25 protein-coding genes are annotated in these 19,330 nt (G+C 48.3%); all 25 read right to left on the reverse strand.

Features of this window, described 5'->3' with window-relative positions:
* Positions 1-22: 22 nt before the first annotated feature.
* The 25 genes from rpsH to rpoC all read right to left on the reverse strand — a co-directional run bounded on the left by rpsH (position 23) and on the right by rpoC (position 19,261).
* Positions 23-421, reverse strand: a complete 399-nt coding sequence (rpsH, locus tag ACR9FF_RS27595; protein ID WP_015847210.1) for a 30S ribosomal protein S8 — start codon at positions 419-421, stop codon at positions 23-25.
* A 31-nt stretch (positions 422-452) separates the two neighbouring features.
* A complete protein-coding gene (locus ACR9FF_RS27600; RefSeq protein ID WP_015847211.1) occupies positions 453-638 on the reverse strand; it encodes a type Z 30S ribosomal protein S14 in 186 nt (61 codons plus the stop codon).
* A gap of 26 nt (positions 639-664) precedes the next feature.
* Positions 665-1,207, reverse strand: a complete 543-nt coding sequence (gene rplE / locus ACR9FF_RS27605; RefSeq protein ID WP_091190722.1) for a 50S ribosomal protein L5 — start codon at positions 1,205-1,207, stop codon at positions 665-667.
* Between the two features lie 31 nt (positions 1,208-1,238).
* On the reverse strand, positions 1,239-1,592 hold the full coding sequence (gene rplX, locus ACR9FF_RS27610; RefSeq protein ID WP_015847213.1) for a 50S ribosomal protein L24: 354 nt from the start codon (positions 1,590-1,592) through the stop codon (positions 1,239-1,241).
* Positions 1,593-1,661: 69 nt separating this feature from the next.
* A complete protein-coding gene (rplN, locus tag ACR9FF_RS27615; RefSeq protein WP_015847214.1) occupies positions 1,662-2,030 on the reverse strand; it encodes a 50S ribosomal protein L14 in 369 nt (122 codons plus the stop codon).
* Between the two features lie 48 nt (positions 2,031-2,078).
* Positions 2,079-2,342, reverse strand: coding sequence for a 30S ribosomal protein S17 (gene rpsQ, locus ACR9FF_RS27620; RefSeq protein WP_015847215.1), 264 nt, complete (start codon positions 2,340-2,342; stop codon positions 2,079-2,081).
* 51 nt (positions 2,343-2,393) lie between these two features.
* On the reverse strand, positions 2,394-2,594 hold the full coding sequence (gene rpmC, locus ACR9FF_RS27625; RefSeq protein ID WP_091190718.1) for a 50S ribosomal protein L29: 201 nt from the start codon (positions 2,592-2,594) through the stop codon (positions 2,394-2,396).
* Positions 2,584-3,018 (reverse strand): 50S ribosomal protein L16, encoded by a 435-nt coding sequence (gene rplP, locus ACR9FF_RS27630; protein ID WP_015847217.1) that lies wholly within the window; start codon positions 3,016-3,018, stop codon positions 2,584-2,586. Before rplP ends, rpmC begins: the two co-directional genes overlap by 11 nt.
* A 2-nt stretch (positions 3,019-3,020) precedes the next feature.
* On the reverse strand, positions 3,021-3,683 hold the full coding sequence (gene rpsC, locus ACR9FF_RS27635) for a 30S ribosomal protein S3 (RefSeq protein WP_015847218.1): 663 nt from the start codon (positions 3,681-3,683) through the stop codon (positions 3,021-3,023).
* A gap of 13 nt (positions 3,684-3,696) precedes the next feature.
* Complete coding sequence (rplV, locus tag ACR9FF_RS27640; RefSeq protein WP_015847219.1) at positions 3,697-4,032, reverse strand: 50S ribosomal protein L22; 336 nt, start codon at positions 4,030-4,032, stop codon at positions 3,697-3,699.
* Between the two features lie 42 nt (positions 4,033-4,074).
* Positions 4,075-4,353: a 30S ribosomal protein S19 gene (gene rpsS, locus ACR9FF_RS27645; RefSeq protein ID WP_127497498.1), complete on the reverse strand. Its 279-nt coding sequence runs from the start codon at positions 4,351-4,353 to the stop codon at positions 4,075-4,077.
* A 66-nt stretch (positions 4,354-4,419) separates the two neighbouring features.
* A complete protein-coding gene (gene rplB / locus ACR9FF_RS27650) occupies positions 4,420-5,250 on the reverse strand; it encodes a 50S ribosomal protein L2 (RefSeq protein ID WP_127497496.1) in 831 nt (276 codons plus the stop codon).
* A gap of 17 nt (positions 5,251-5,267) precedes the next feature.
* Complete coding sequence (rplW, locus tag ACR9FF_RS27655) at positions 5,268-5,561, reverse strand: 50S ribosomal protein L23 (RefSeq protein ID WP_127497493.1); 294 nt, start codon at positions 5,559-5,561, stop codon at positions 5,268-5,270.
* The gene (rplD, locus tag ACR9FF_RS27660) at positions 5,561-6,184 is read right to left on the reverse strand and encodes a 50S ribosomal protein L4 (RefSeq protein WP_015847223.1); all 624 of its coding nucleotides are present in this window, start codon (positions 6,182-6,184) and stop codon (positions 5,561-5,563) included. The genes rplW and rplD overlap by 1 nt, the downstream gene beginning before the upstream one ends.
* A gap of 27 nt (positions 6,185-6,211) precedes the next feature.
* Complete coding sequence (rplC, locus tag ACR9FF_RS27665) at positions 6,212-6,835, reverse strand: 50S ribosomal protein L3 (RefSeq protein WP_015847224.1); 624 nt, start codon at positions 6,833-6,835, stop codon at positions 6,212-6,214.
* Between the two features lie 39 nt (positions 6,836-6,874).
* Positions 6,875-7,183, reverse strand: a complete 309-nt coding sequence (gene rpsJ, locus ACR9FF_RS27670; protein WP_005544556.1) for a 30S ribosomal protein S10 — start codon at positions 7,181-7,183, stop codon at positions 6,875-6,877.
* A gap of 386 nt (positions 7,184-7,569) precedes the next feature.
* A complete protein-coding gene (locus ACR9FF_RS27675) occupies positions 7,570-8,364 on the reverse strand; it encodes an ABC transporter ATP-binding protein (protein ID WP_015847225.1) in 795 nt (264 codons plus the stop codon).
* Positions 8,364-9,278, reverse strand: a complete 915-nt coding sequence (locus ACR9FF_RS27680) for an ABC transporter permease (protein ID WP_127497490.1) — start codon at positions 9,276-9,278, stop codon at positions 8,364-8,366. Before ACR9FF_RS27680 ends, ACR9FF_RS27675 begins: the two co-directional genes overlap by 1 nt.
* Positions 9,279-9,348: 70 nt before the next feature.
* Positions 9,349-10,404, reverse strand: coding sequence for an ABC transporter substrate-binding protein (locus ACR9FF_RS27685; RefSeq protein ID WP_317982119.1), 1,056 nt, complete (start codon positions 10,402-10,404; stop codon positions 9,349-9,351).
* Between the two features lie 181 nt (positions 10,405-10,585).
* Entirely contained in the window at positions 10,586-11,776 is a 1,191-nt protein-coding gene (gene tuf, locus ACR9FF_RS27690) for an elongation factor Tu (protein WP_127497486.1), read from the reverse strand.
* 115 nt (positions 11,777-11,891) lie between these two features.
* Complete coding sequence (gene fusA, locus ACR9FF_RS27695) at positions 11,892-13,967, reverse strand: elongation factor G (protein ID WP_127497483.1); 2,076 nt, start codon at positions 13,965-13,967, stop codon at positions 11,892-11,894.
* 53 nt (positions 13,968-14,020) lie between these two features.
* Positions 14,021-14,491 carry a 30S ribosomal protein S7 gene (gene rpsG, locus ACR9FF_RS27700; RefSeq protein WP_015847230.1) on the reverse strand — a complete coding sequence of 157 codons (471 nt, stop codon included), beginning with the start codon at positions 14,489-14,491 and terminating at the stop codon, positions 14,021-14,023.
* A gap of 64 nt (positions 14,492-14,555) precedes the next feature.
* Positions 14,556-14,975, reverse strand: a complete 420-nt coding sequence (gene rpsL, locus ACR9FF_RS27705; protein ID WP_015847231.1) for a 30S ribosomal protein S12 — start codon at positions 14,973-14,975, stop codon at positions 14,556-14,558.
* Between the two features lie 156 nt (positions 14,976-15,131).
* The gene (locus ACR9FF_RS27710; RefSeq protein ID WP_127497481.1) at positions 15,132-15,362 is read right to left on the reverse strand and encodes a ribosomal L7Ae/L30e/S12e/Gadd45 family protein; all 231 of its coding nucleotides are present in this window, start codon (positions 15,360-15,362) and stop codon (positions 15,132-15,134) included.
* Positions 15,363-15,613: 251 nt separating this feature from the next.
* Entirely contained in the window at positions 15,614-19,261 is a 3,648-nt protein-coding gene (gene rpoC, locus ACR9FF_RS27715; RefSeq protein ID WP_435167009.1) for a DNA-directed RNA polymerase subunit beta', read from the reverse strand.
* Positions 19,262-19,330 lie beyond the last annotated feature (69 nt).

A 19,330-nucleotide genomic window follows, 5' to 3' on the forward strand; every position in this document is an offset into this window, starting at 1 on the left:
CTCCAATCTTGTGACTAGTTAATTACCAAACGTAGCAAACGACTTCGCCGCCTGCTTTGCCTTGGCGTGCTTCTTTATCGGTCATAACCCCTTTGGATGTGGAAATGATAGCAATTCCCAGACCACCCAAAACGCGTGGGATTTCAGTCGATTTAGTGTAAACGCGCAGACCTGGTTTCGAAATACGTTTCAGACCAGTGATAACGCGCTCTTGGTTAGGGCCGTATTTCAAGAAAATACGGATAATCCCTTGTTTGTTGTCTTCGATATATTCAGCATCGCGGATGAAGCCCTCGCGTTTCAGAATTTCTGCGATTTGCTTCTTAACTTTCGAAGCGGGCAATTCCACGGTTTCGTGACGAACAACATTCGCATTACGAATGCGTGTCAGCATATCTGCAATCGGATCAGACATAACCATTTGTGTTAACCTCCTTCCCGAACTAGGCTGATTACCAGCTTGCTTTTTTAACGCCAGGAATCTGGCCTTTGTATGCTAATTCGCGGAAACAAATCCGGCAAATTTTAAACTTTTGCAAAACAGAGTGCGGACGGCCGCAACGTTCACAGCGCGTATAGGCACGCACTTGAAATTTCGGTGTACGTTGTTGCTTCACTTTCATCGAAGTTTTTGCCACTTGGTATTACACCTCCTAGAAGTGGATTACTTCGCGAACGGCATGCCCATTTGGGTAAGCAGTTCACGAGATTCTTCGTCCGTTTTAGCCGTCGTGACGATGACGATGTCCATACCACGAACTTTATCAACTTTATCATACTCGATCTCTGGGAAGATGAGTTGCTCTTTCAGGCCAAGCGTATAGTTACCGCGACCGTCGAATGCTTTCGTCGATACACCGCGGAAGTCACGTACGCGTGGAAGCGAGATGTTGAACAGCTTGTCAAGGAAGTAGTACATGCGCTCGCCGCGCAGTGTTACTTTAACCCCGATTGGCATGTTCTCGCGAAGTTTAAAGCCCGCGATGGACTTCTTCGCACGAGTTACAACCGGCTTTTGACCGGAGATTTGACGAAGCTCGTCGACAGCGACATCAAGCACTTTGGAGTTAGCAACCGCTTCGCCAACACCCATGTTGATGACAACCTTCTCGATCTTCGGCACTTGCATTACAGTCGTATAGTTAAACTTCTGCATCAATGCAGGCGTAATTTCGTTAAGAAATTTATCTTTCAATCTTGCTGCCATTATTTATGGACCTCCTTTCCTACAGTAACGATTAGTCGATCACTTCGCCGGAACGTTTTGCGTACCGGACTTTTTTGCCGTTGTCCAGCACTTTGTATCCGATACGAGTAACTTTACCGCTCTTCGGATCAATGTGCATCACGTTGGAAACGTGAACTGGAGCTTCTTGCTCGATAATTCCGCCTTGTGGATTCACTTGGGACGGACGAGTGTGCTTTTTAACAAAGTTCACGCCTTCTACGAGCACGCGGTTTTCACGCGGATACGCAGCGATTACACGGCCTTTTTTGCCTTTGTCCTTACCGGAAATGACGATAACCGTGTCGTCCTTTTTAACGTGAAGCTTGTTGTTGTGCGATTCAAGAATCTTTTTCAGTCTTGGCATTGATTACACCTCCTGCTCACTAAGCTTTCAGGCTATATCGCGATCCCTGTTATGCACAGGGCATTGGTCTTAGATAACCTCTGGTGCAAGCGATACGATTTTCATGAAATCTTTATCGCGAAGCTCACGGGCAACAGGTCCAAAAATACGAGTACCGCGCGGGCTCTTATCTTCTTTAACGATTACAGCTGCGTTCTCATCGAATGCGATGTAAGAACCGTCTTTACGACGTACTGCACGCTTCGTACGAACGATAACAGCTTTAACAACGTCACCTTTTTTGACAACGCCGCCTGGTGTTGCTTGTTTTACAGAGCACACGATCAGGTCACCGATAGCGCCTACGCGACGGCCAGTACCGCCAAGAACACGAATACACATCAGTTCTTTAGCTCCGGAGTTGTCAGCAACACGCAAACGAGTAAATGGTTGAATCATCTCAACGTCCTCCTTCCGGGAAAATGCTCATTCACTGATTATAACATCTTAAAGGACAACTGCCACTTCAACAACTTCTACCAATCTGAAGCGTTTGTCTTTCGAAAGTGGACGAGTCTCCATGATTTTCACGATATCGCCAATTTTCGCTTGATTGTTCTCATCATGCGCTTTGAACTTTTTCGTGTATTTGATGCGTTTATGGTACAAATCGTGTTTTTTGTATGTTTCAACAGCAACAACGATTGTTTTGTCCATTTTATCGCTAACGACTTTACCGATTTGAACTTTGCGGGCATTACGTTCGCTCATGTTCTTCCTCCTTCCTTAAACCGTGGTAACCCTAAGTCAAGGACAGCTATATTAGCTGCTGATACCGAGTTGTCTTTCATGCAAAATGGTTTTAGCGCGAGCGATATTCTTACGCACGTCACGAATACGTGTCGGGCTTTCCAGTTGACCAGTAGCCAGTTGGAAACGAAGGTTGAAAAGCTCTTCTTTAAAACCAGCGATTTTTTGTTCAATCTCAGCAGAGGTTAGGTTGCGAAATTCACTAGCTTTCATTTGCTTCACCACCTACTTCTTCGCGTTTCACGAACTTCGTTTTGATCGGCAGTTTGTGGGACGCGAGGCGCATCGCTTCACGAGCGACTTCTTCGGAAACACCAGCGAGTTCGAACATGATCTTGCCTGGTTTCACGACTGCAACCCATTTTTCAACGTTACCTTTACCGCTACCCATCCGAACTTCGAGAGGCTTTTGAGTGATCGGTTTATGTGGGAAAATTTTAATCCACACTTTACCGCCACGTTTGATATAACGAGTCATTGCGATACGAGCCGCTTCGATTTGACGGTTCGTGATCCAAGTTGGTTCAAGAGCTTGCAAGCCGTATTCGCCGAAAGCTACTTCAGTGCCGCCTTTAGCGCGACCTCTCATATTTCCGCGTTGTTGCTTACGGTGTTTGACACGTTTTGGTACCAACATGATTAGTTGCCTCCTTCCTGGGGAGCTTTCTTCTTAGCTGGAAGGACTTCGCCGCGATAGATCCATACTTTTACGCCGATACGGCCGTAAGTAGTATGTGCTTCAGCTGTGCCGTAGTCGATGTCTGCGCGCAGTGTATGAAGCGGTACTGTACCTTCGCTGTAGCCTTCCGAACGAGCAATTTCAGCACCGCCGAGACGACCGCTAACAGCAGTCTTAATCCCTTTAGCGCCTGCACGCATCGAACGTTGGATCGCTTGTTTCAAAGCACGACGGAAAGAAACACGACGCTCCAGTTGTTGCGCGATGCTTTCAGCTACAAGAATAGCGTCCAGATCTGCTTGTTTAATTTCGGAAATGTTAATGTGAACTTTTTTGCCTTTAGTGATTTTGCCAAGCTCCGTACGAAGGCTTTCTACTTCAGAACCGCCTTTGCCGATAACCATGCCTGGCTTAGCAGTGTTAATCGTTACGTTAACGCGGTTAGCCGCGCGCTCGATCTCGATGTGGGATACTGCTGCATCCTTCAGTTTGTTCTTCAGGTATTCACGAATTTTCACGTCTTCCAACAGAAGATCGCCGAAGTCTTTGCCAGCGTACCATTTGGATTCCCAATCACGGATAATCCCGATACGAAGACCGACCGGATTTACCTTTTGACCCACACGTTATCCCTCCTTATTTTTCAGATACAACCAATGTGATGTGGCTGGTTCTTTTGTTGATCCGGCTTGCGCGTCCCATTGCACGAGGGCGGAAACGTTTCATTGTCGGACCTTGGTTCACGAATGCTTGCGTGATAACCAGTTTGTTCACGTCCAATTGGTAGTTATGCTCAGCGTTAGCAATAGCAGAGTTCAGCAACTTCTCCAGGATTGGGGAAGCAGATTTCGGTGTATGACGCAAAATTGCGATCGCTTCACCTACTTGCTTGCCACGGATCAAGTCCGCAACCAGCTGTGCTTTACGAGGAGCAATGCGTACGAAATTAGCGTGCGCTTTAGCTTCTGGCATGGATGAACCTCCTCTCATACATTAAAAAATAATTCAGGCAGATTATCTCTTACCTGTTTTCTTGTCATCGTCATGGCCTTTGTAGGTACGAGTCGGTGCAAACTCACCGAACTTGTGTCCAACCATATCTTCCGTTACATAAACCGGTACATGCTTGCGGCCATCATAGACTGCAATGGTGTGACCGATGAATTGTGGGAAAATTGTCGAGCGACGGGACCAAGTCTTGATAACGACTTTCTTGTTCGTTTCGTTCAATTCCTCGACCTTTTTGAGCAGGTGGCCGTCAATAAACGGACCTTTTTTCAAACTGCGACCCATTTGGAGTCCTCCCTTCGCGGAAACGTAGCGCAACCATCAGTCACGCTGCTTGCAAACAAGCGATTATTACTTCGTACGACGACGAATAATATATTGGCTCGATGCTTTTTTCTTCTTGCGTGTTTTGTAACCAAGAGTCGGTTTGCCCCAAGGAGACATAGGGGATTTACGACCGATTGGAGCACGGCCTTCACCACCACCGTGTGGGTGATCGTTCGGGTTCATTACTACGCCGCGAACTTCAGGACGTTTGCCCATCCAACGGGAACGGCCGGCTTTACCGATTTTCACGAGTTCGTGATCTTCGTTGCCAACGGAACCGATTGTTGCACGGCAAGTGCTCAGGATACGACGAACTTCGCCGGAGGACAGACGGATCGATACATAGTCGCCTTCTTTACCAAGAAGTTGAGCTTCTGTACCAGCCGCGCGAACCAATTGTCCGCCTTTGCCTGGTTTCAGTTCGATGTTGTGGATAACTGTACCCACTGGAATGTTGATAAGTGGCAAAGCGTTACCGATTTTGATGTCAGCATCAGGACCGGAAACAACTTGATCGCCGACTTTCAGACCTTTAGGTGCGATGATGTAAGCTTTCTCACCATCAACGTAGTTGATCAGAGCAATGTTGGAAGTACGGTTCGGATCGTATTCGATCGAAGCAACTTTACCTACAACACCATCTTTTGTACGTTTGAAGTCGATGATACGGTATTTACGTTTATGTCCGCCGCCATGGTGACGAACTGTAATTTTACCTTGGTTATTACGACCAGCTTTTTTGAAAAGCGGAGCAAGCAAGGATTTCTCCGGTGTGCTTGTTGTGATCTCTTCAAAAGTCGAAACGGACATGTTACGACGAGCCGGGGACGTCGGTTTATACTTTTTGATTGGCACTGTGTTTCCCTCCTTTTCTATACAGACGTTTCAAAGAATTCAAGCTCTTTGCTGTCAGCGCTCAGCTGAACGATTGCTTTTTTCCAATCAGGACGGTAGCCGTTGTACTTGCCGTAACGCTTCGGCTTACCTGCAACACGCATTGTATTAACGCTCGTTACTTTTACTTTAAAGATTTGCTCGATAGCATCTTTAATTTCGGTTTTGTTCGCACGAAGGTCAACTTCGAATACGTAGCGTTTAACCGCCATGAAGTCGCTAGTGCGCTCCGTAATAACAGGGCGTTTGATAATATCGCGAGGATTTTTCATTATGCAAACACCTCCTGTACTTTCTCTACCGCTTCTTTCGTGATGATGAGCTTGTCATGCACCAATACGTCCAGAACATTAATGCCGTCAGCAGCGACGAATTTCACGCCTGGGATATTGCGAGCGGACAATGCTACATTGTCATCATAAGCTGGCAAAACAACAAGTGCTTTGCGATCAGCTTTCAGGTTGTTCAAGATTGCTGCGAATTCCTTCGTTTTAGGAGCCGCGAATGTCAATTGATCAAGAACGACGATCTCGTTAGCGATCACTTTCGAAGACAATGCGGATTTAATCGCCAGACGGCGAACCTTCTTAGGAAGTTTAAAGCCATAAGAGCGCGGAGTCGGTCCAAATACGGTACCGCCGCCAACCCATTGTGGCGAACGAATGCTACCTTGACGAGCACGGCCAGTACCTTTTTGTTTCCAAGGCTTACGACCGCCGCCGCGTACTTCGGAGCGTCCTTTTGTTTTGTGCGTACCTGCACGCTCAGCAGCTTGCTGAAGCAATACAGCGCTATGCAGTACATGAGAGTTAGGCTCGATACCGAATACGCTGTCCGCCAATTCGATTTCACCAACTTCGGAGCCACTCACGTTAAATACTGTAACTTTAGGCATTTCTTGTTCCTCCTTTCTTGTAAGCAATTAGTTCTTAACTGTTTGTTTTACTTTAACGAAACCGTTTTTAGGACCTGGAATGGAGCCTTTAACAAGGATCACATTACGCTCAGCGTCTACACGGATAATTTCGAGTTTTTGGATCGTAACTGTCTCATGACCCATGTGACCAGGAAGGTGTTTGCCTTTTGGTACGCGGTTCGCTTGAATCGAACCCATGGAACCAGGACCACGATGGTAACGGGAACCGTGAGCCATTGGGCCCGTGCTTTGTCCCCAACGTTTGATAACGCCGGCAAAGCCTTTACCTTTCGAAATACCTGTTACGTCAACAAACTCGCCCTCTGCGAACAAATCAGCCTTAACTTCTTGGCCAACTTCATATTCGCCCAGGTTGATACCGCGAATTTCACGAACGTAGCGCTTAGGAGCTGTATTAGCTTTCTTTGCGTGGCCGATTTCCGGCTTGATCGCTCTAGCTTCTTTCTTATCGGAGAAACCGAATTGTACGGCTTCATAACCATCGTTCTCTTGATCTTTCTTCTGGAGAACTACACAAGGACCAGCCTCGATAACCGTTACTGGAACGACGTTACCTTCAGCGGTAAACACTTGCGTCATACCAAGTTTTTTCCCTAAGATACCTTTCATGTTGACACCTCTTTTCCTTTCAATGATCAGCTATGCTTATTACAGTTTGATTTCGATATCTACACCGGATGGTAAATCCAGGCGCATCAACGCATCAACCGTTTGCGGCGTTGGGTTAACAATATCGATCAAGCGTTTATGTGTACGCATTTCGAATTGCTCCCGGGAATCCTTGTACTTGTGCACCGCACGGAGAATAGTGATGATTTGCTTTTCCGTAGGAAGCGGAATCGGCCCGGATACGCCTGCACCGGAACGTTTTGCTGTTTCCACGATTTTCTCAGCGGATTGATCAAGAATTCTGTGATCGTATGCTTTCAAGCGAATACGAATCTTTTGCTTTGCCATATAAGTCCCTCCTTCTATCGCCCAATTTCTTATCGGACATACTCCGTGAGAAAACCCGGCACATGCCCCATGGCAAAGGGGCCGGGTGTGTCGGCAACCTCTCACATCATCGCAACGTCACAGACCAACAGTCAATATTATACCGAAACAGCTGGGCAAATGCAAGGGAAAAGTTATGTCTTTTCCTATCTTTACTCAGCTTGGCGCAACAACGATTTATGTTCGACTTTCCCGCGTCCGCCGCCTGGACGAACCGTGTTTTCCACTTCGCCTATATTACACGATTATGATGAAACTCTCAAATCCATTTTTGACCTGAAAGTAGCTTCTATATAATAGAAGAAACGCAACAGCGAAATTCGCCATTGCGTTTCCTATAAGAGGGATTAACCAAGAACGACACGGTCGTCGGCCATCTTTTTCCCGCTGATCTGCTCGAATTCGCCTAACAGGCGTTCTACAGTCAGATCTTTCTTCCGGTCCTCATTGACCTCAAGAATGATTCTGCCTTTATCCATCATGATGAGCCGGTTGCCAAGACGAATTGCCTGTTCCATGTTGTGAGTAACCATCAAGGTTGTCAGGTTCATTTCGCGCACAAGCGTCTCGGTAAGCGTTGTGATAAGCTCCGCGCGAGCCGGGTCAAGAGCTGCCGTATGCTCATCGAGCAGAAGAATCTGCGGTTTCGTAAAAGTAGCCATCAGAAGGCTCAGCGCCTGGCGTTCGCCGCCGGACAGAAGGCCCACCTTGGCACTTAAGCGATTCTCGAGTCCAATACCCAGACGGGAAAGCTGTTCCCGGAAAATAGCGCGGCGACCACGGTTGATACTAAGTGAGAAACCACGCTGCTTTCCGCGCGTATAGGCCATCGCCAGATTCTCTTCAATAGACATCCGTGGTGCAGTACCGGCCATCGGATCCTGGAATACGCGGCCAATCCATTTGCTTCTTCGGAACTCCGGCAGATTGCTAATATTTTTGCCCTCGATCCGGACCTCGCCGGTATCCGGCTTCATGACGCCGGAGATGATGTTCATCAGCGTCGACTTGCCGGCGCCGTTACTACCGATAACCGTAATAAAGTCTCCGGGCTTCATCGCCAGGTTTGTATTCACAAGGGCTGTCTTTTCATCTAATGTCCCCGGGTTAAAAAGCTTTGATACTTTGGATATTTCCAGCATCAGCGTCCGCCCCCTTTTTGTTCAACGCTATTCAAAAGAGCCGCTGTGCGTTTTTGGGCCATTCTCTTCTGTTTCCACGATTTCTGCAAAGACGGGAAGACAAGCGCGATAATAACGATAACGGCCGTAATCAATTTAAGATCGGACGCCTCGAAGAAATCGCTTTGATAAGCAAGACCGATAATAATGCGGTAAACGATCGAGCCCAGCACAACAGCCAGTGTCGCACGGAATACGGTTTTCGCGCCAAACAGCGCTTCGCCGATAATAACCGATGCGAGGCCGATAACGATCATACCGACACCCATCGTAATATCTGCAAATCCGCTTTGTTGAGCGACAAAAGAACCCGACAAAGCAACAAGACCGTTCGATAATGCAATGCCCATAATCTTAGTTGTATCCGTATTAGTGCCAAAGCTGCGGATCATACGCTCGTTATCACCCGTTGCGCGAAGACTCAAACCAAGATCCGTCTTGAAGAACAAATCGAGCAGAAGCTTAATAATAACGACGACAATCGGCATAAGCACAAGAACCTTAACTCCCGAGAACACAGTCGAGATGTCCGACCCCATAAGTCCGATGTTCGGCTTGCCCATAATCCGCATATTAACGGAATAGAGAGCGATCATCATCAAAATACCTGATAACAATCCGTTGATTTTGCCTTTCGTGTGCAGCAAGCCCGTAATTGCACCTGCGGCAGCTCCGGCGCCAAATGCCGCAAGGCATGCTAGCCATGGCGAAGTGCCGTTCGTAATCAGAACTGCTGCTACCCCTGCTCCGGTTGTGAAGCTTGCGTCAACCGTGAGATCGGGAAAATCAAGGATGCGAAATGTAATATAGACGCCTAGAGCCATTAAGGAATAAAGCAAACCTAGCTCAAAAGCACCATTTAACCATACTGGCACCGGGGCACCTCCTCCACATAATAAGAGAACGGGATGAACGCGAAGGAGCGTTTACCCCGTTCTCAACTTGTTATTGAATGATGTTGTTATCCGGATCTTTAACTCCGGCTTTCATTGCATCAGTAACGGTAATGCCTTCATCAGCGGCTGCCTTCAGGTTAAGAATCAGGTCGAGTTTGTCCGGTTTCGTTACTTTCATCTCGCCCGGATTTTTACCCTTCAGAATCTCAGCGGCCATTTGGCCTACTTGGTAGCCATGGTCATAGTATTTGAAGCCTACAGTAGCAAAAGCGCCTTTCTCAACCGTATCGCGGTCACTGGAGAAGAACGGAATATGGTTTTGTTTTGCCAATTGCAGAAGTGCGTCTACGCCGGATACAACAACATTATCAAGCGTGATGTACATGGCGTCTACTTTACCGATAAGCGACTCACCGGCTTGTTTTACTTCGGAAGTGTTTGTAACCGGTGCTTCAATCAGTTCGATGTTGTGCTTAGCAAGTGCTTCTTTAGCAGTAGCGGCCATAACAACCGCATTGCTCTCGCCTTTGTTAATAACCAAGCCAACCTTCTTCACGTTAGGGAAGTTAGCCGCGATGAAATCCATCAGTTGTACGGCTGCATCCGGATTCGTATCGGAAGCGCCTGTTACGTTGCCTCCCGGAGCATCGAGGTCCGAAACCAGATCAGCGGACAGCGGATCCGTTACGGCCGCGAACAATACCGGGCCTTTGTTGCCAGCATTCGTGTAGGCTTGCACAAGCGCCTGCGCGGATGGAGTTGCGATACCAAGAGCAAGATCGGCCTTAGCGCCTGCGATCTTTTGCGCAATCGACAAGTTATTCGTTTGATCGCCTTGTGCTGTATTAAAATCTACCGTTAAGTTTTCCCCTTCGACAAAACCTGCATCCTTCAAAGCTGCAAGAAAACCTTCTTTTGTTGCGTCAAGCGATGGATGCTCAACGATCTGAGAGATTGAGATCTTGTACGATTTCTTTGCGTCCGAGTTACCTGCGTCTGCAGCGTTGCCGGAGCTGCTGTTCTCGTTGTTTTTACCACTGTTCCCACATGCTGCTGTAACGAGCAAAAGTACTAAAGCAAGCGGTACCAACCATTTCTTTTTCATTTCTAGTTTGCCCCTCCCAGTTGGATATTTGTCTGAATACTTCGAATAACGTCGATAGACGCTTATCCATTAATTCTAATGGCATGTAAAGTTATACGTCAATGGTGGGTTTTATCTGGAAATTAAAAAACCCTCTGCCGGAGGCAGAGGGTTTCATAAGAGCGGCTAATGCCGCACCTTATTATTTTTGGATAGTTGCAACAGCGCCAGCGCCTACAGTACGGCCGCCTTCACGGATGGAGAAACGAGTGCCCTCTTCAACCGCGATTGGAGCGATCAGTTCTACAGTAACTGTGATGTTGTCGCCAGGCATAACCATTTCAGTACCTTCTGGCAGGTTGATGATACCTGTTACGTCAGTTGTACGGAAATAGAATTGTGGACGGTAACCAGTGAAGAAAGGCTTATGACGGCCACCCTCTTCTTTAGTCAGAACGTAGATTTGAGCTGTGAAGTTAGTGTGTGGTTTAACCGAAGCCGGTTTAGCCAGTACTTGACCACGCTCGATGTCTTTACGGTCTACACCACGAAGCAGTGCGCCGATGTTGTCGCCCGCTTGAGCGGAATCCATCAGTTTACGGAACATTTCTACGCCCGTAACAACGGATTTGCGAGTTTCTTCAGCCAGACCAACGATTTCAACCTCGTCGCCGACTTTAACCACACCACGGTCGATACGGCCAGTAGCAACTGTACCGCGGCCAGTGATTGTGAATACGTCCTCGACAGGCATCAGGAAAGGCTTAGCTGTGTCGCGCTCAGGAGTTGGGATGTAAGTGTCAACTTGTTCGAACAGTTCAACGATTTTGTCAGCCCAAGGACCATCTGGGTTTTGCAGAGCTTCACGAGCTGCACCACGGATGATTGGAGTGTCGTCGCCTGGGAACTCATACTCGTTAAGAAGGTCGCGAACTTCCATCTCAACCAGTTCAAGAAGCTCTTCGTCTTCAACCATGTCGCATTTGTTCAGGAATACAACGATGTAAGGTACGCCTACTTGGCGGGACAGAAGGATGTGCTCGCGAGTTTGCGGCATAGGGCCGTCAGCTGCGGATACAACCAGGATAGCGCCGTCCATTTGAGCAGCACCAGTGATCATGTTTTTAACGTAGTCGGCGTGACCTGGGCAGTCAACGTGAGCATAGTGACGGTTAGGAGTCTCATACTCAACGTGAGCTGTCGAGATCGTGATACCGCGCTCGCGCTCTTCTGGAGCTTTGTCGATTTGGTCGAAAGCGATTGCCGCGCCACCGTATTTTTTGGAAAGTACAGTAGTGATAGCAGCTGTCAAAGTAGTTTTACCATGGTCGACGTGACCGATAGTACCGATATTTACGTGCGGTTTATTACGTTCAAATTTAGCCTTTGCCATTGAACTTAATCCTCCTTAATATAACTGAAGTTTTATGTGTGGGCCAAACACAAACGCCCTAAGGTATTTGTGCCCGACCTTGCATACCAATGGTATGAATTTAAGGGCTTAATAATTAAGCGCCTTTGTTTTTAGCGATGATCTCTTCGGAGATCGAACGTGGTACTTCTTCATAGTGCGAGAGCTCCATGGAGAATACGCCACGGCCTTGCGTACCGGAACGAAGAGTTGTGGAGTAACCGAACATCTCTGCAAGAGGTACCTTAGCACGGATGATTTGTGCGCCTGCACGAGTATCCATACCTTCGATACGACCGCGACGGGAGTTCAGCATACCCATAACGTCGCCCATGTACTCTTCTGGTACTGTAACTTCAACCTTCATGATTGGCTCAAGAAGAACTGGGTTACATTTTTCCTTAGCAGCTTTAAGCGCCATGGAACCAGCGATTTTGAACGCCATCTCCGAGGAGTCAACGTCATGGTACGAACCGTCGAATACAGTTGCTTTGACATCAACGAGCGGGAAGCCAGCGAGTACGCCGTTCTTCATCGACTCTTCGATACCTGCTTGGATAGGAGCGATAAATTCACGAGGAATCGATCCACCAACAACTTTATTCTCGAATACGAAGCCTTGACCTGGCTCTTGCGGAGTGAATTCAACCCAACAATGGCCATATTGACCTTTACCGCCGGACTGACGAACGAATTTACCTTCAACCTTAGCCGCGGTACGGAATGTTTCGCGGTAAGCTACTTGAGGTTTACCAACGTTAGTCTCAACTTTGAATTCGCGAAGCATACGGTCAACCAGGATTTCAAGGTGAAGCTCACCCATACCCGAGATGATCGTTTGGTTCGTTTCTTCGTCTGTATGAGCACGGAACGTTGGATCTTCTTCAGCCAGTTTGGAGATTGCGATACCAAGCTTGTCTTGGTCAGCTTTCGTTTTTGGTTCGATAGCTACCGAGATAACCGGCTCAGGGAAGTTCATCGATTCAAGGATGATCGGGTTCTTCTCGTCGCACAGCGTGTCGCCTGTGATGGTATCTTTCAGACCTACTGCGGCAGCGATATCGCCGGAGTAAACTTCCGAAATCTCTTGACGGCTGTTCGCATGCATCTGCAGGATACGACCGATCCGCTCACGTTTGTTCTTAGTTGCGTTAAGAACGTACGAACCGGATTTCAGGATACCCGAGTATACACGGAAGAACGTCAATTTACCAACGTAAGGGTCAGTCATGATTTTGAACGCGAGTGCCGCGAACGGCTCTTCGTCAGAAGAATGACGTACCGACTCTTCGCCGTCTTCGAGTGTACCTTTGATAGCCGGTACGTCGAGCGGGGATGGCAGGTAGTCAACTACTGCGTCCAACATCATTTGAACACCTTTGTTACGGTACGAGGAACCTGCGATAACCGGGAAGATCTTAACTTCACAAACGCCCTTGCGGAGCGCTGCTTTAATTTCTGGAATCGTAATTTCTTCGCCTTCCAGATATTTCATAGTCAACTCTTCATCCAGCTCAGCTACCTTTTCGATCAGCTCCGTGCGAAGCTCTTCTACTTGGTCAGCCAACTCAGCAGGAATCTCAACTTGCTCAGGATCTCTACCGAGATCGTCTTTATACTTGTAAGCTACGCGCTCGATGATGTCGACAACGCCGAGGAAATCGCTCTCAGCGCCAATCGGCAATTGGATCGCAACAGCATTCGCTTGCAGACGCTCGCGCATGTCTTTAACAACATTCAGGAAGTCTGCACCGATGATGTCCATCTTGTTGATGTAGGCGATCCGTGGAACGCCATAACGGTCAGCTTGACGCCATACCGTTTCAGACTGTGGCTCAACGCCTTCTTTGGCACTGAATACGCCAACGGCCCCATCCAATACGCGCAGGGAACGTTCAACTTCTACTGTGAAGTCAACGTGCCCCGGGGTGTCGATAATATTGATGCGGTTGCCTTTCCATTGAGCAGTAGTCGCGGCAGACGTAATTGTAATACCGCGCTCTTGCTCTTGCTCCATCCAGTCCATCGTTGCAGCGCCTTCATGCACTTCACCGATTTTATGAGTACGGCCTGTATAGAACAAGATACGCTCAGTGGTAGTTGTTTTACCAGCATCGATATGCGCCATGATCCCGATGTTACGCGTATTATTCAAGGAGAACTCTCTAGACATGAATTTGTCTCCTCTCGTGTTTTGAGTTAAACTCAAACATTTTGGTTAGAATCCTACCAACGGTAGTGAGCAAACGCTTTGTTCGCTTCTGCCATTTTGTGTGTATCTTCGCGCTTCTTCACGGATGCACCAGTGTTGTTCGATGCGTCCATGATTTCAGCTGCCAGACGTTCTTCCATCGTTTTTTCACCGCGGTTACGCGAATAGTTCACGAGCCAACGGAGACCAAGCGATGTACGACGCTCTGGTTTAACTTCAATCGGTACTTGGTAGTTAGAACCGCCGACACGGCGAGCTTTAACCTCGAGTACAGGCATGATGTTTTTCAACGCTTCTTCGAACACTTCCATTGGATCTTTACCCGTGCGTTCTTGGATCAGCGTGAAAGCATCATACAACAGCGTTTGAGCAACGCCGCGTTTACCGTCGATCATGATGCGGTTGATAAGGCGGGTTACCAGTTTGCTATTGTAAACCGGATCCGGCAATACGTCGCGTTTTGTAACAGGACCTTTGCGTGGCATGAGAAAGTCCCCCTTTCTTAGTTAGTCGCAATATCCGAATATTTATCCGAACAAATTGCTAATATTATTTTTTAACTTTAGGACGTTTTGTACCGTATTTCGAACGGGATTGGTTACGGTTGTTTACACCCGCAGTATCCAATGCGCCGCGAACGATATGGTAACGTACACCTGGAAGGTCTTTTACCCGTCCACCACGGATCAATACAACGCTGTGCTCTTGCAGGTTATGACCGATACCAGGGATGTACGCTGTTACTTCTACGCGGTTAGTCAAACGTACACGCGCGTATTTACGAAGTGCGGAGTTTGGTTTTTTCGGAGTCATAGTACCTACACGAGTGCACACACCGCGTTTTTGCGGAGCGCTGATGTTCGTTGCTTCACGTTTCAAGGCGTTGAAACCTCTTTGCAAAGCAGGCGATTTCGATTTTACGACTTTAGCTTGGCGGCCTTTGCGGACCAGCTGGTTAATTGTTGGCATGTTGCCACCCCCTTCCCATGATTATGTCTTATTAATGGCAAGACATTTTACCCAATTAATTAAGCCCACAGATCCAGGCGGTTCATAAAAGAACAAATAAAAATTTCTGTCAGTCCATCATCTTTCAATTCTGCACTAACAAAAATGGAGTCTACTTTATTCTTCATCAAGTATGAGCGCTGCCATAGCGGCTCCGACATCAATCCCGCAGGTTTCCCCGAGTTCTTGCATCGTATCTATCCACTTGACCGGAACACTCAACCGCTCGCACAGATGAACAACCTTCTCTCTCATCCGCGGATCTGCATCACGAGCCACATAGACTTCGATAGCTTTACTCTGTTCGAGCATCTTAGTCGTCTGTTTCGCGCCAACCTTAAACTGCATGATATCACCTTTCCTTTTGCGGTAGAGCGATCACACAATTAGGCACACTTCGATATATTAACACCTACATCTAGAAGTGTCAAGCTGTATTACACCCTGTCCAATTGCAAAGTTTTGGTTATCTCATTTACACGGTTAAAGGTAAGGCCCCTCAACTATTATACATGTAAAAGAGCGGGCATCAACAGGGAAGACCAACCATCCCTGCCGAATGCCGCGCTCTCCTCATCTATTACAACAATATGCGAGTCCTATTCGATCGTTACAGCTTCGGATTCCAATTCGCCTTCTGCAGTTGCTTCCGGCTCATCTTCTAGGCCTACCAGCTTGATGCTGCGGTAACGGTTCATACCTGTACCAGCCGGGATCAGCTTGCCGATAATAACGTTCTCTTTCAGACCAAGCAATTGGTCGACTTTACCTTTGATAGCAGCGTCGGTCAGGACGCGGGTCGTTTCTTGGAACGATGCCGCGGACAAGAACGAATCTGTCTCAAGGGACGCCTTTGTAATACCAAGCAATACCGGCTTCGCAACGGCAGGCTCAAGACCTGCAAAGATTGCTTCGCGGTTAGCTGCTTCGTATTCGTGGATGTCAACAAATGCGCCTGGAAGAAGCGTAGTGTCGCCTGCGTCAACGATACGGATTTTGCGAAGCATTTGCTTAACCATAACCTCAACGTGCTTGTCGTTGATTTCTACGCCTTGGTTACGGTATACGCGCTGTACTTCTTGCAAAATGTAGTTTTGAACGCCACGGATACCTTTAATACGCAGCATATCTTTAGGGTCGATCGAACCGTCTGTAAGCTCGTCGCCTGCTTCGATTTGCTGGCCTTCGGTTACGCGGATACGCGAGCCATACGTAATTGCATAGACTTTCGTTTCTGCTTCGCCTTGGACTTCGATTTCGCGGCGGTCTTTCGCCTCGCGAATTTCTTTCACGACACCGTCGAGCTCCGTAATGATCGCTTGACCTTTCGGATTACGCGCCTCGAAAAGCTCTTGGATACGCGGCAAACCTTGCGTAATATCGTCGCCGGCAACGCCGCCGGTATGGAATGTACGCATCGTCAGCTGAGTTCCCGGTTCACCGATGGATTGCGCCGCGATAATGCCTACCGCTTCGCCAATCTCAACGTGCTTGCCAGTCGCCAAGTTACGGCCATAGCATACTTTACATACGCCATGACGTGCACGACAGCTAAGAACGGAACGGATTTGAAGTTTCTCGATACCTGCGTCGATAATCGCATCGGCTTTGCCGGAGTCGATCAGCTCGCTCTTCTTAACAATAACCTCACCCGTTTTTGGATGACGGATTGTTTCGAACGAGTAACGGCCTTCGATACGGTCGTACAGATCCTCGATAACCTCTTTGCCGTCTTGAATCTTGCTAACGGTAAAGCCTTTATCCGTACCGCAATCGTCTTCGCGGACGATAACGTCCTGCGCAACGTCTACGAGACGACGGGTCAAGTAACCCGAGTCCGCTGTACGAAGCGCCGTATCGGCCAGACCTTTACGGGCACCGTGCGTCGAGATGAAGTACTCGAGGACGGTAAGGCCTTCACGGAAGTTCGATTTGATTGGCAACTCGATGATCCGGCCGGATGGGTTGGCCATCAGACCACGCATACCGCCGAGCTGTGCGATCTGCGATTTGTTACCCCGTGCTTTGGAGTCCACCATGAGCATGATGGAATTGTAACGGTCCATCGATTTCATGAGGATATCGGTAATTTGGTCTTTCGATTTACTCCAAATTTCGATAACACGGTCATAACGTTCTTCGTTCGTAATCAGACCGCGACGGTACTGATTCATAACGACTGCTACTTTAGCATCCGATTCTTTCAGAATCTCGACTTTCTCCTCCGGAACGACAACGTCCGCTACCGCAACAGTAATACCTGCGCGCGTGGAGTACGTAAAGCCAAGTTGCTTGATCCGGTCAAGAATAATCGATGTCAAAGTTGTATGGTAGATACGGAAGCATTCGCCGATGATGTTGCCGAGATACTCTTTGCCGACGCCGCCGGCAATTGGCAACTCATTCATGATTTTGTTCAAGTCGCTGCCCTTTTCATAGACAAAATACTTATCCGGCGTACCTTGCAGCAAGTTCACTTTGGAAGCTTCGTTGATGTAAGGGAAATCTTCCGGGAAGATTTCGTTGAAAATGACTTTACCGACAGTCGTACAAATCAGGGAGTTCTGCTGCTGCTCCGTAAAGATGGTTTTCTTCAGTACTTTAGCAGGCACGAATACGCGCGCATGAAGCGATACAATACCGCGTTGGTACGCGGAGATTGCTTCGTTCACGGTAGCGAACACCGAACCGGAGCCTTTTGCTTCTTTGTTATCCATCGTCAAGTAGTACGATCCGAGAACCATATCCTGCGATGGCGTAACAACAGGCTTGCCGTCTTTCGGGTTCAAAATGTTACCCGATGCGAGCATCAGAAGACGTGCTTCAGCTTGCGCTTCTGCCGACAGCGGTACGTGAACGGCCATTTGGTCACCGTCGAAGTCCGCGTTATAAGCGGTACATACGAGCGGATGAAGCTTGATGGCGCGGCCTTCAACCAGAATCGGTTCGAACGCCTGGATACCGAGACGGTGAAGCGTAGGGGCACGGTTAAGAAGAACCGGATGCTCCTTGATAACTTCTTCAAGAACGTCCCAAACTTCCGGGCTTACGCGTTCAACTTTGCGTTTTGCGCTCTTGATATTGTGTGCCAGACCTTTGTTCACAAGTTCTTTCATTACGAAAGGCTTGAACAGCTCCAGCGCCATCTCTTTTGGAAGACCGCATTGGAACATTTTCAGGTTTGGACCTACGACGATAACGGAACGACCAGAGTAGTCAACCCGTTTACCGAGCAAGTTCTGACGGAAACGGCCTTGTTTACCTTTCAGCATGTGGCTGAGGGATTTCAAAGGACGGTTGCCCGGGCCTGTAACCGGACGGCCACGGCGGCCGTTATCGATCAGAGCGTCAACGGCTTCTTGCAGCATGCGCTTCTCGTTCTGAACGATAATATCCGGAGCGCCCAGGTCAAGCAGGCGTTTCAGACGGTTGTTACGGTTAATAACGCGGCGGTACAGGTCGTTCAGGTCAGACGTTGCAAAACGTCCGCCGTCCAGCTGTACCATCGGACGAAGCTCTGGCGGAATAACCGGAAGCACATCGAGAATCATCCATTCCGGCTCATTGCCGGAGTTGCGGAAGGCTTCGATGACTTCAAGACGCTTAATCGCACGGTTGCGGCGTTGGCCTTGAGCCGTACGCAATTCTTCTTTAAGGGTCTCCAGTTCTTTCTCAACATCGATGTCTTGCAGTAATTTCTTAACTGCTTCGGCACCCATGCTCGCTTGGAAGCCATAACCGTATTTTTCACGGTAGCTGCGGTATTCTTTCTCCGACAGCAGTTGTTTTTTCTCAAGCGGCGTATCACCTGGATCGGTTACTACATAGGATGCAAAATAAATGATCTCCTCGAGGGAACGAGGCGACATGTCAAGCGCAAGGCCCATACGGCTTGGAATGCCCTTAAAGTACCAGATATGCGATACTGGAGCAGCAAGCTCGATATGGCCCATACGCTCGCGGCGTACTTTCGCGCGTGTAACTTCAACGCCACAGCGGTCGCAGACAACGCCTTTATAACGAACGCGTTTGTATTTACCGCAATGACATTCCCAGTCTTTTGTAGGCCCGAAGATCTTTTCGCAGAAAAGACCCTCTTTCTCCGGTTTTAACGTCCTATAGTTGATCGTCTCCGGTTTTTTGACTTCTCCGCGGGACCAAGAGCGAATTTTATCAGGCGATGCAAGCCCGATTTTCATATACTCGAAGTTGTTCACGTCCAACAAGGAGCAACCCTCCTTCGTCATGTATGGCTATGTCGTACAAATTGGCGGCTGCACGCCCTTCGGTTAAGAAGGACGAGCAGCCTTTTATTC

The organism is Paenibacillus glycanilyticus (assembly GCF_051200795.1).
GTDB classification, from domain to species: domain Bacteria; phylum Bacillota; class Bacilli; order Paenibacillales; family Paenibacillaceae; genus Pristimantibacillus; species Pristimantibacillus glycanilyticus.

Bases quoted from the DNA above. Each gene is read 5' to 3' on its own strand.
- rpsJ (WP_005544556.1), bottom strand. From the start codon at position 7,183: ATGGCAAAGCAAAAGATTCGTATTCGCTTGAAAGCATACGATCACAGA.
- rpmC (WP_091190718.1), bottom strand. From the start codon at position 2,594: ATGAAAGCTAGTGAATTTCGCAACCTAACCTCTGCTGAGATTGAACAA.
- rpsL (WP_015847231.1), bottom strand. From the start codon at position 14,975: ATGCCAACAATTAACCAGCTGGTCCGCAAAGGCCGCCAAGCTAAAGTC.
- fusA (WP_127497483.1), bottom strand. From the start codon at position 13,967: ATGTCTAGAGAGTTCTCCTTGAATAATACGCGTAACATCGGGATCATG.
- rpoC (WP_435167009.1), bottom strand. From the start codon at position 19,261: ATGACGAAGGAGGGTTGCTCCTTGTTGGACGTGAACAACTTCGAGTAT.
- rplP (WP_015847217.1), bottom strand. From the start codon at position 3,018: ATGTTGGTACCAAAACGTGTCAAACACCGTAAGCAACAACGCGGAAAT.
- rpsH (WP_015847210.1), bottom strand. From the start codon at position 421: ATGGTTATGTCTGATCCGATTGCAGATATGCTGACACGCATTCGTAAT.
- rpsG (WP_015847230.1), bottom strand. From the start codon at position 14,491: ATGCCACGCAAAGGTCCTGTTACAAAACGCGACGTATTGCCGGATCCG.
- rplX (WP_015847213.1), bottom strand. From the start codon at position 1,592: ATGCCAAGACTGAAAAAGATTCTTGAATCGCACAACAACAAGCTTCAC.
- rplW (WP_127497493.1), bottom strand. From the start codon at position 5,561: ATGAAAAATCCTCGCGATATTATCAAACGCCCTGTTATTACGGAGCGC.
- rpsS (WP_127497498.1), bottom strand. From the start codon at position 4,353: ATGGGTCGCAGTTTGAAAAAAGGTCCGTTTATTGACGGCCACCTGCTC.
- rplN (WP_015847214.1), bottom strand. From the start codon at position 2,030: ATGATTCAACCATTTACTCGTTTGCGTGTTGCTGACAACTCCGGAGCT.
- ACR9FF_RS27685 (WP_317982119.1), bottom strand. From the start codon at position 10,404: ATGAAAAAGAAATGGTTGGTACCGCTTGCTTTAGTACTTTTGCTCGTT.
- rplV (WP_015847219.1), bottom strand. From the start codon at position 4,032: ATGCCAGAAGCTAAAGCGCACGCTAATTTCGTACGCATTGCTCCTCGT.
- rplE (WP_091190722.1), bottom strand. From the start codon at position 1,207: ATGGCAGCAAGATTGAAAGATAAATTTCTTAACGAAATTACGCCTGCA.
- rplC (WP_015847224.1), bottom strand. From the start codon at position 6,835: ATGAAAGGTATCTTAGGGAAAAAACTTGGTATGACGCAAGTGTTTACC.
- tuf (WP_127497486.1), bottom strand. From the start codon at position 11,776: ATGGCAAAGGCTAAATTTGAACGTAATAAACCGCACGTAAATATCGGT.
- ACR9FF_RS27710 (WP_127497481.1), bottom strand. From the start codon at position 15,362: ATGCAGTTTAAGGTTGGCGCGAAACAGACGACTAAGATGCTCGAACAG.
- rpsQ (WP_015847215.1), bottom strand. From the start codon at position 2,342: ATGAGCGAACGTAATGCCCGCAAAGTTCAAATCGGTAAAGTCGTTAGC.
- ACR9FF_RS27675 (WP_015847225.1), bottom strand. From the start codon at position 8,364: ATGCTGGAAATATCCAAAGTATCAAAGCTTTTTAACCCGGGGACATTA.
- rplD (WP_015847223.1), bottom strand. From the start codon at position 6,184: ATGCCTAAAGTTACAGTATTTAACGTGAGTGGCTCCGAAGTTGGTGAA.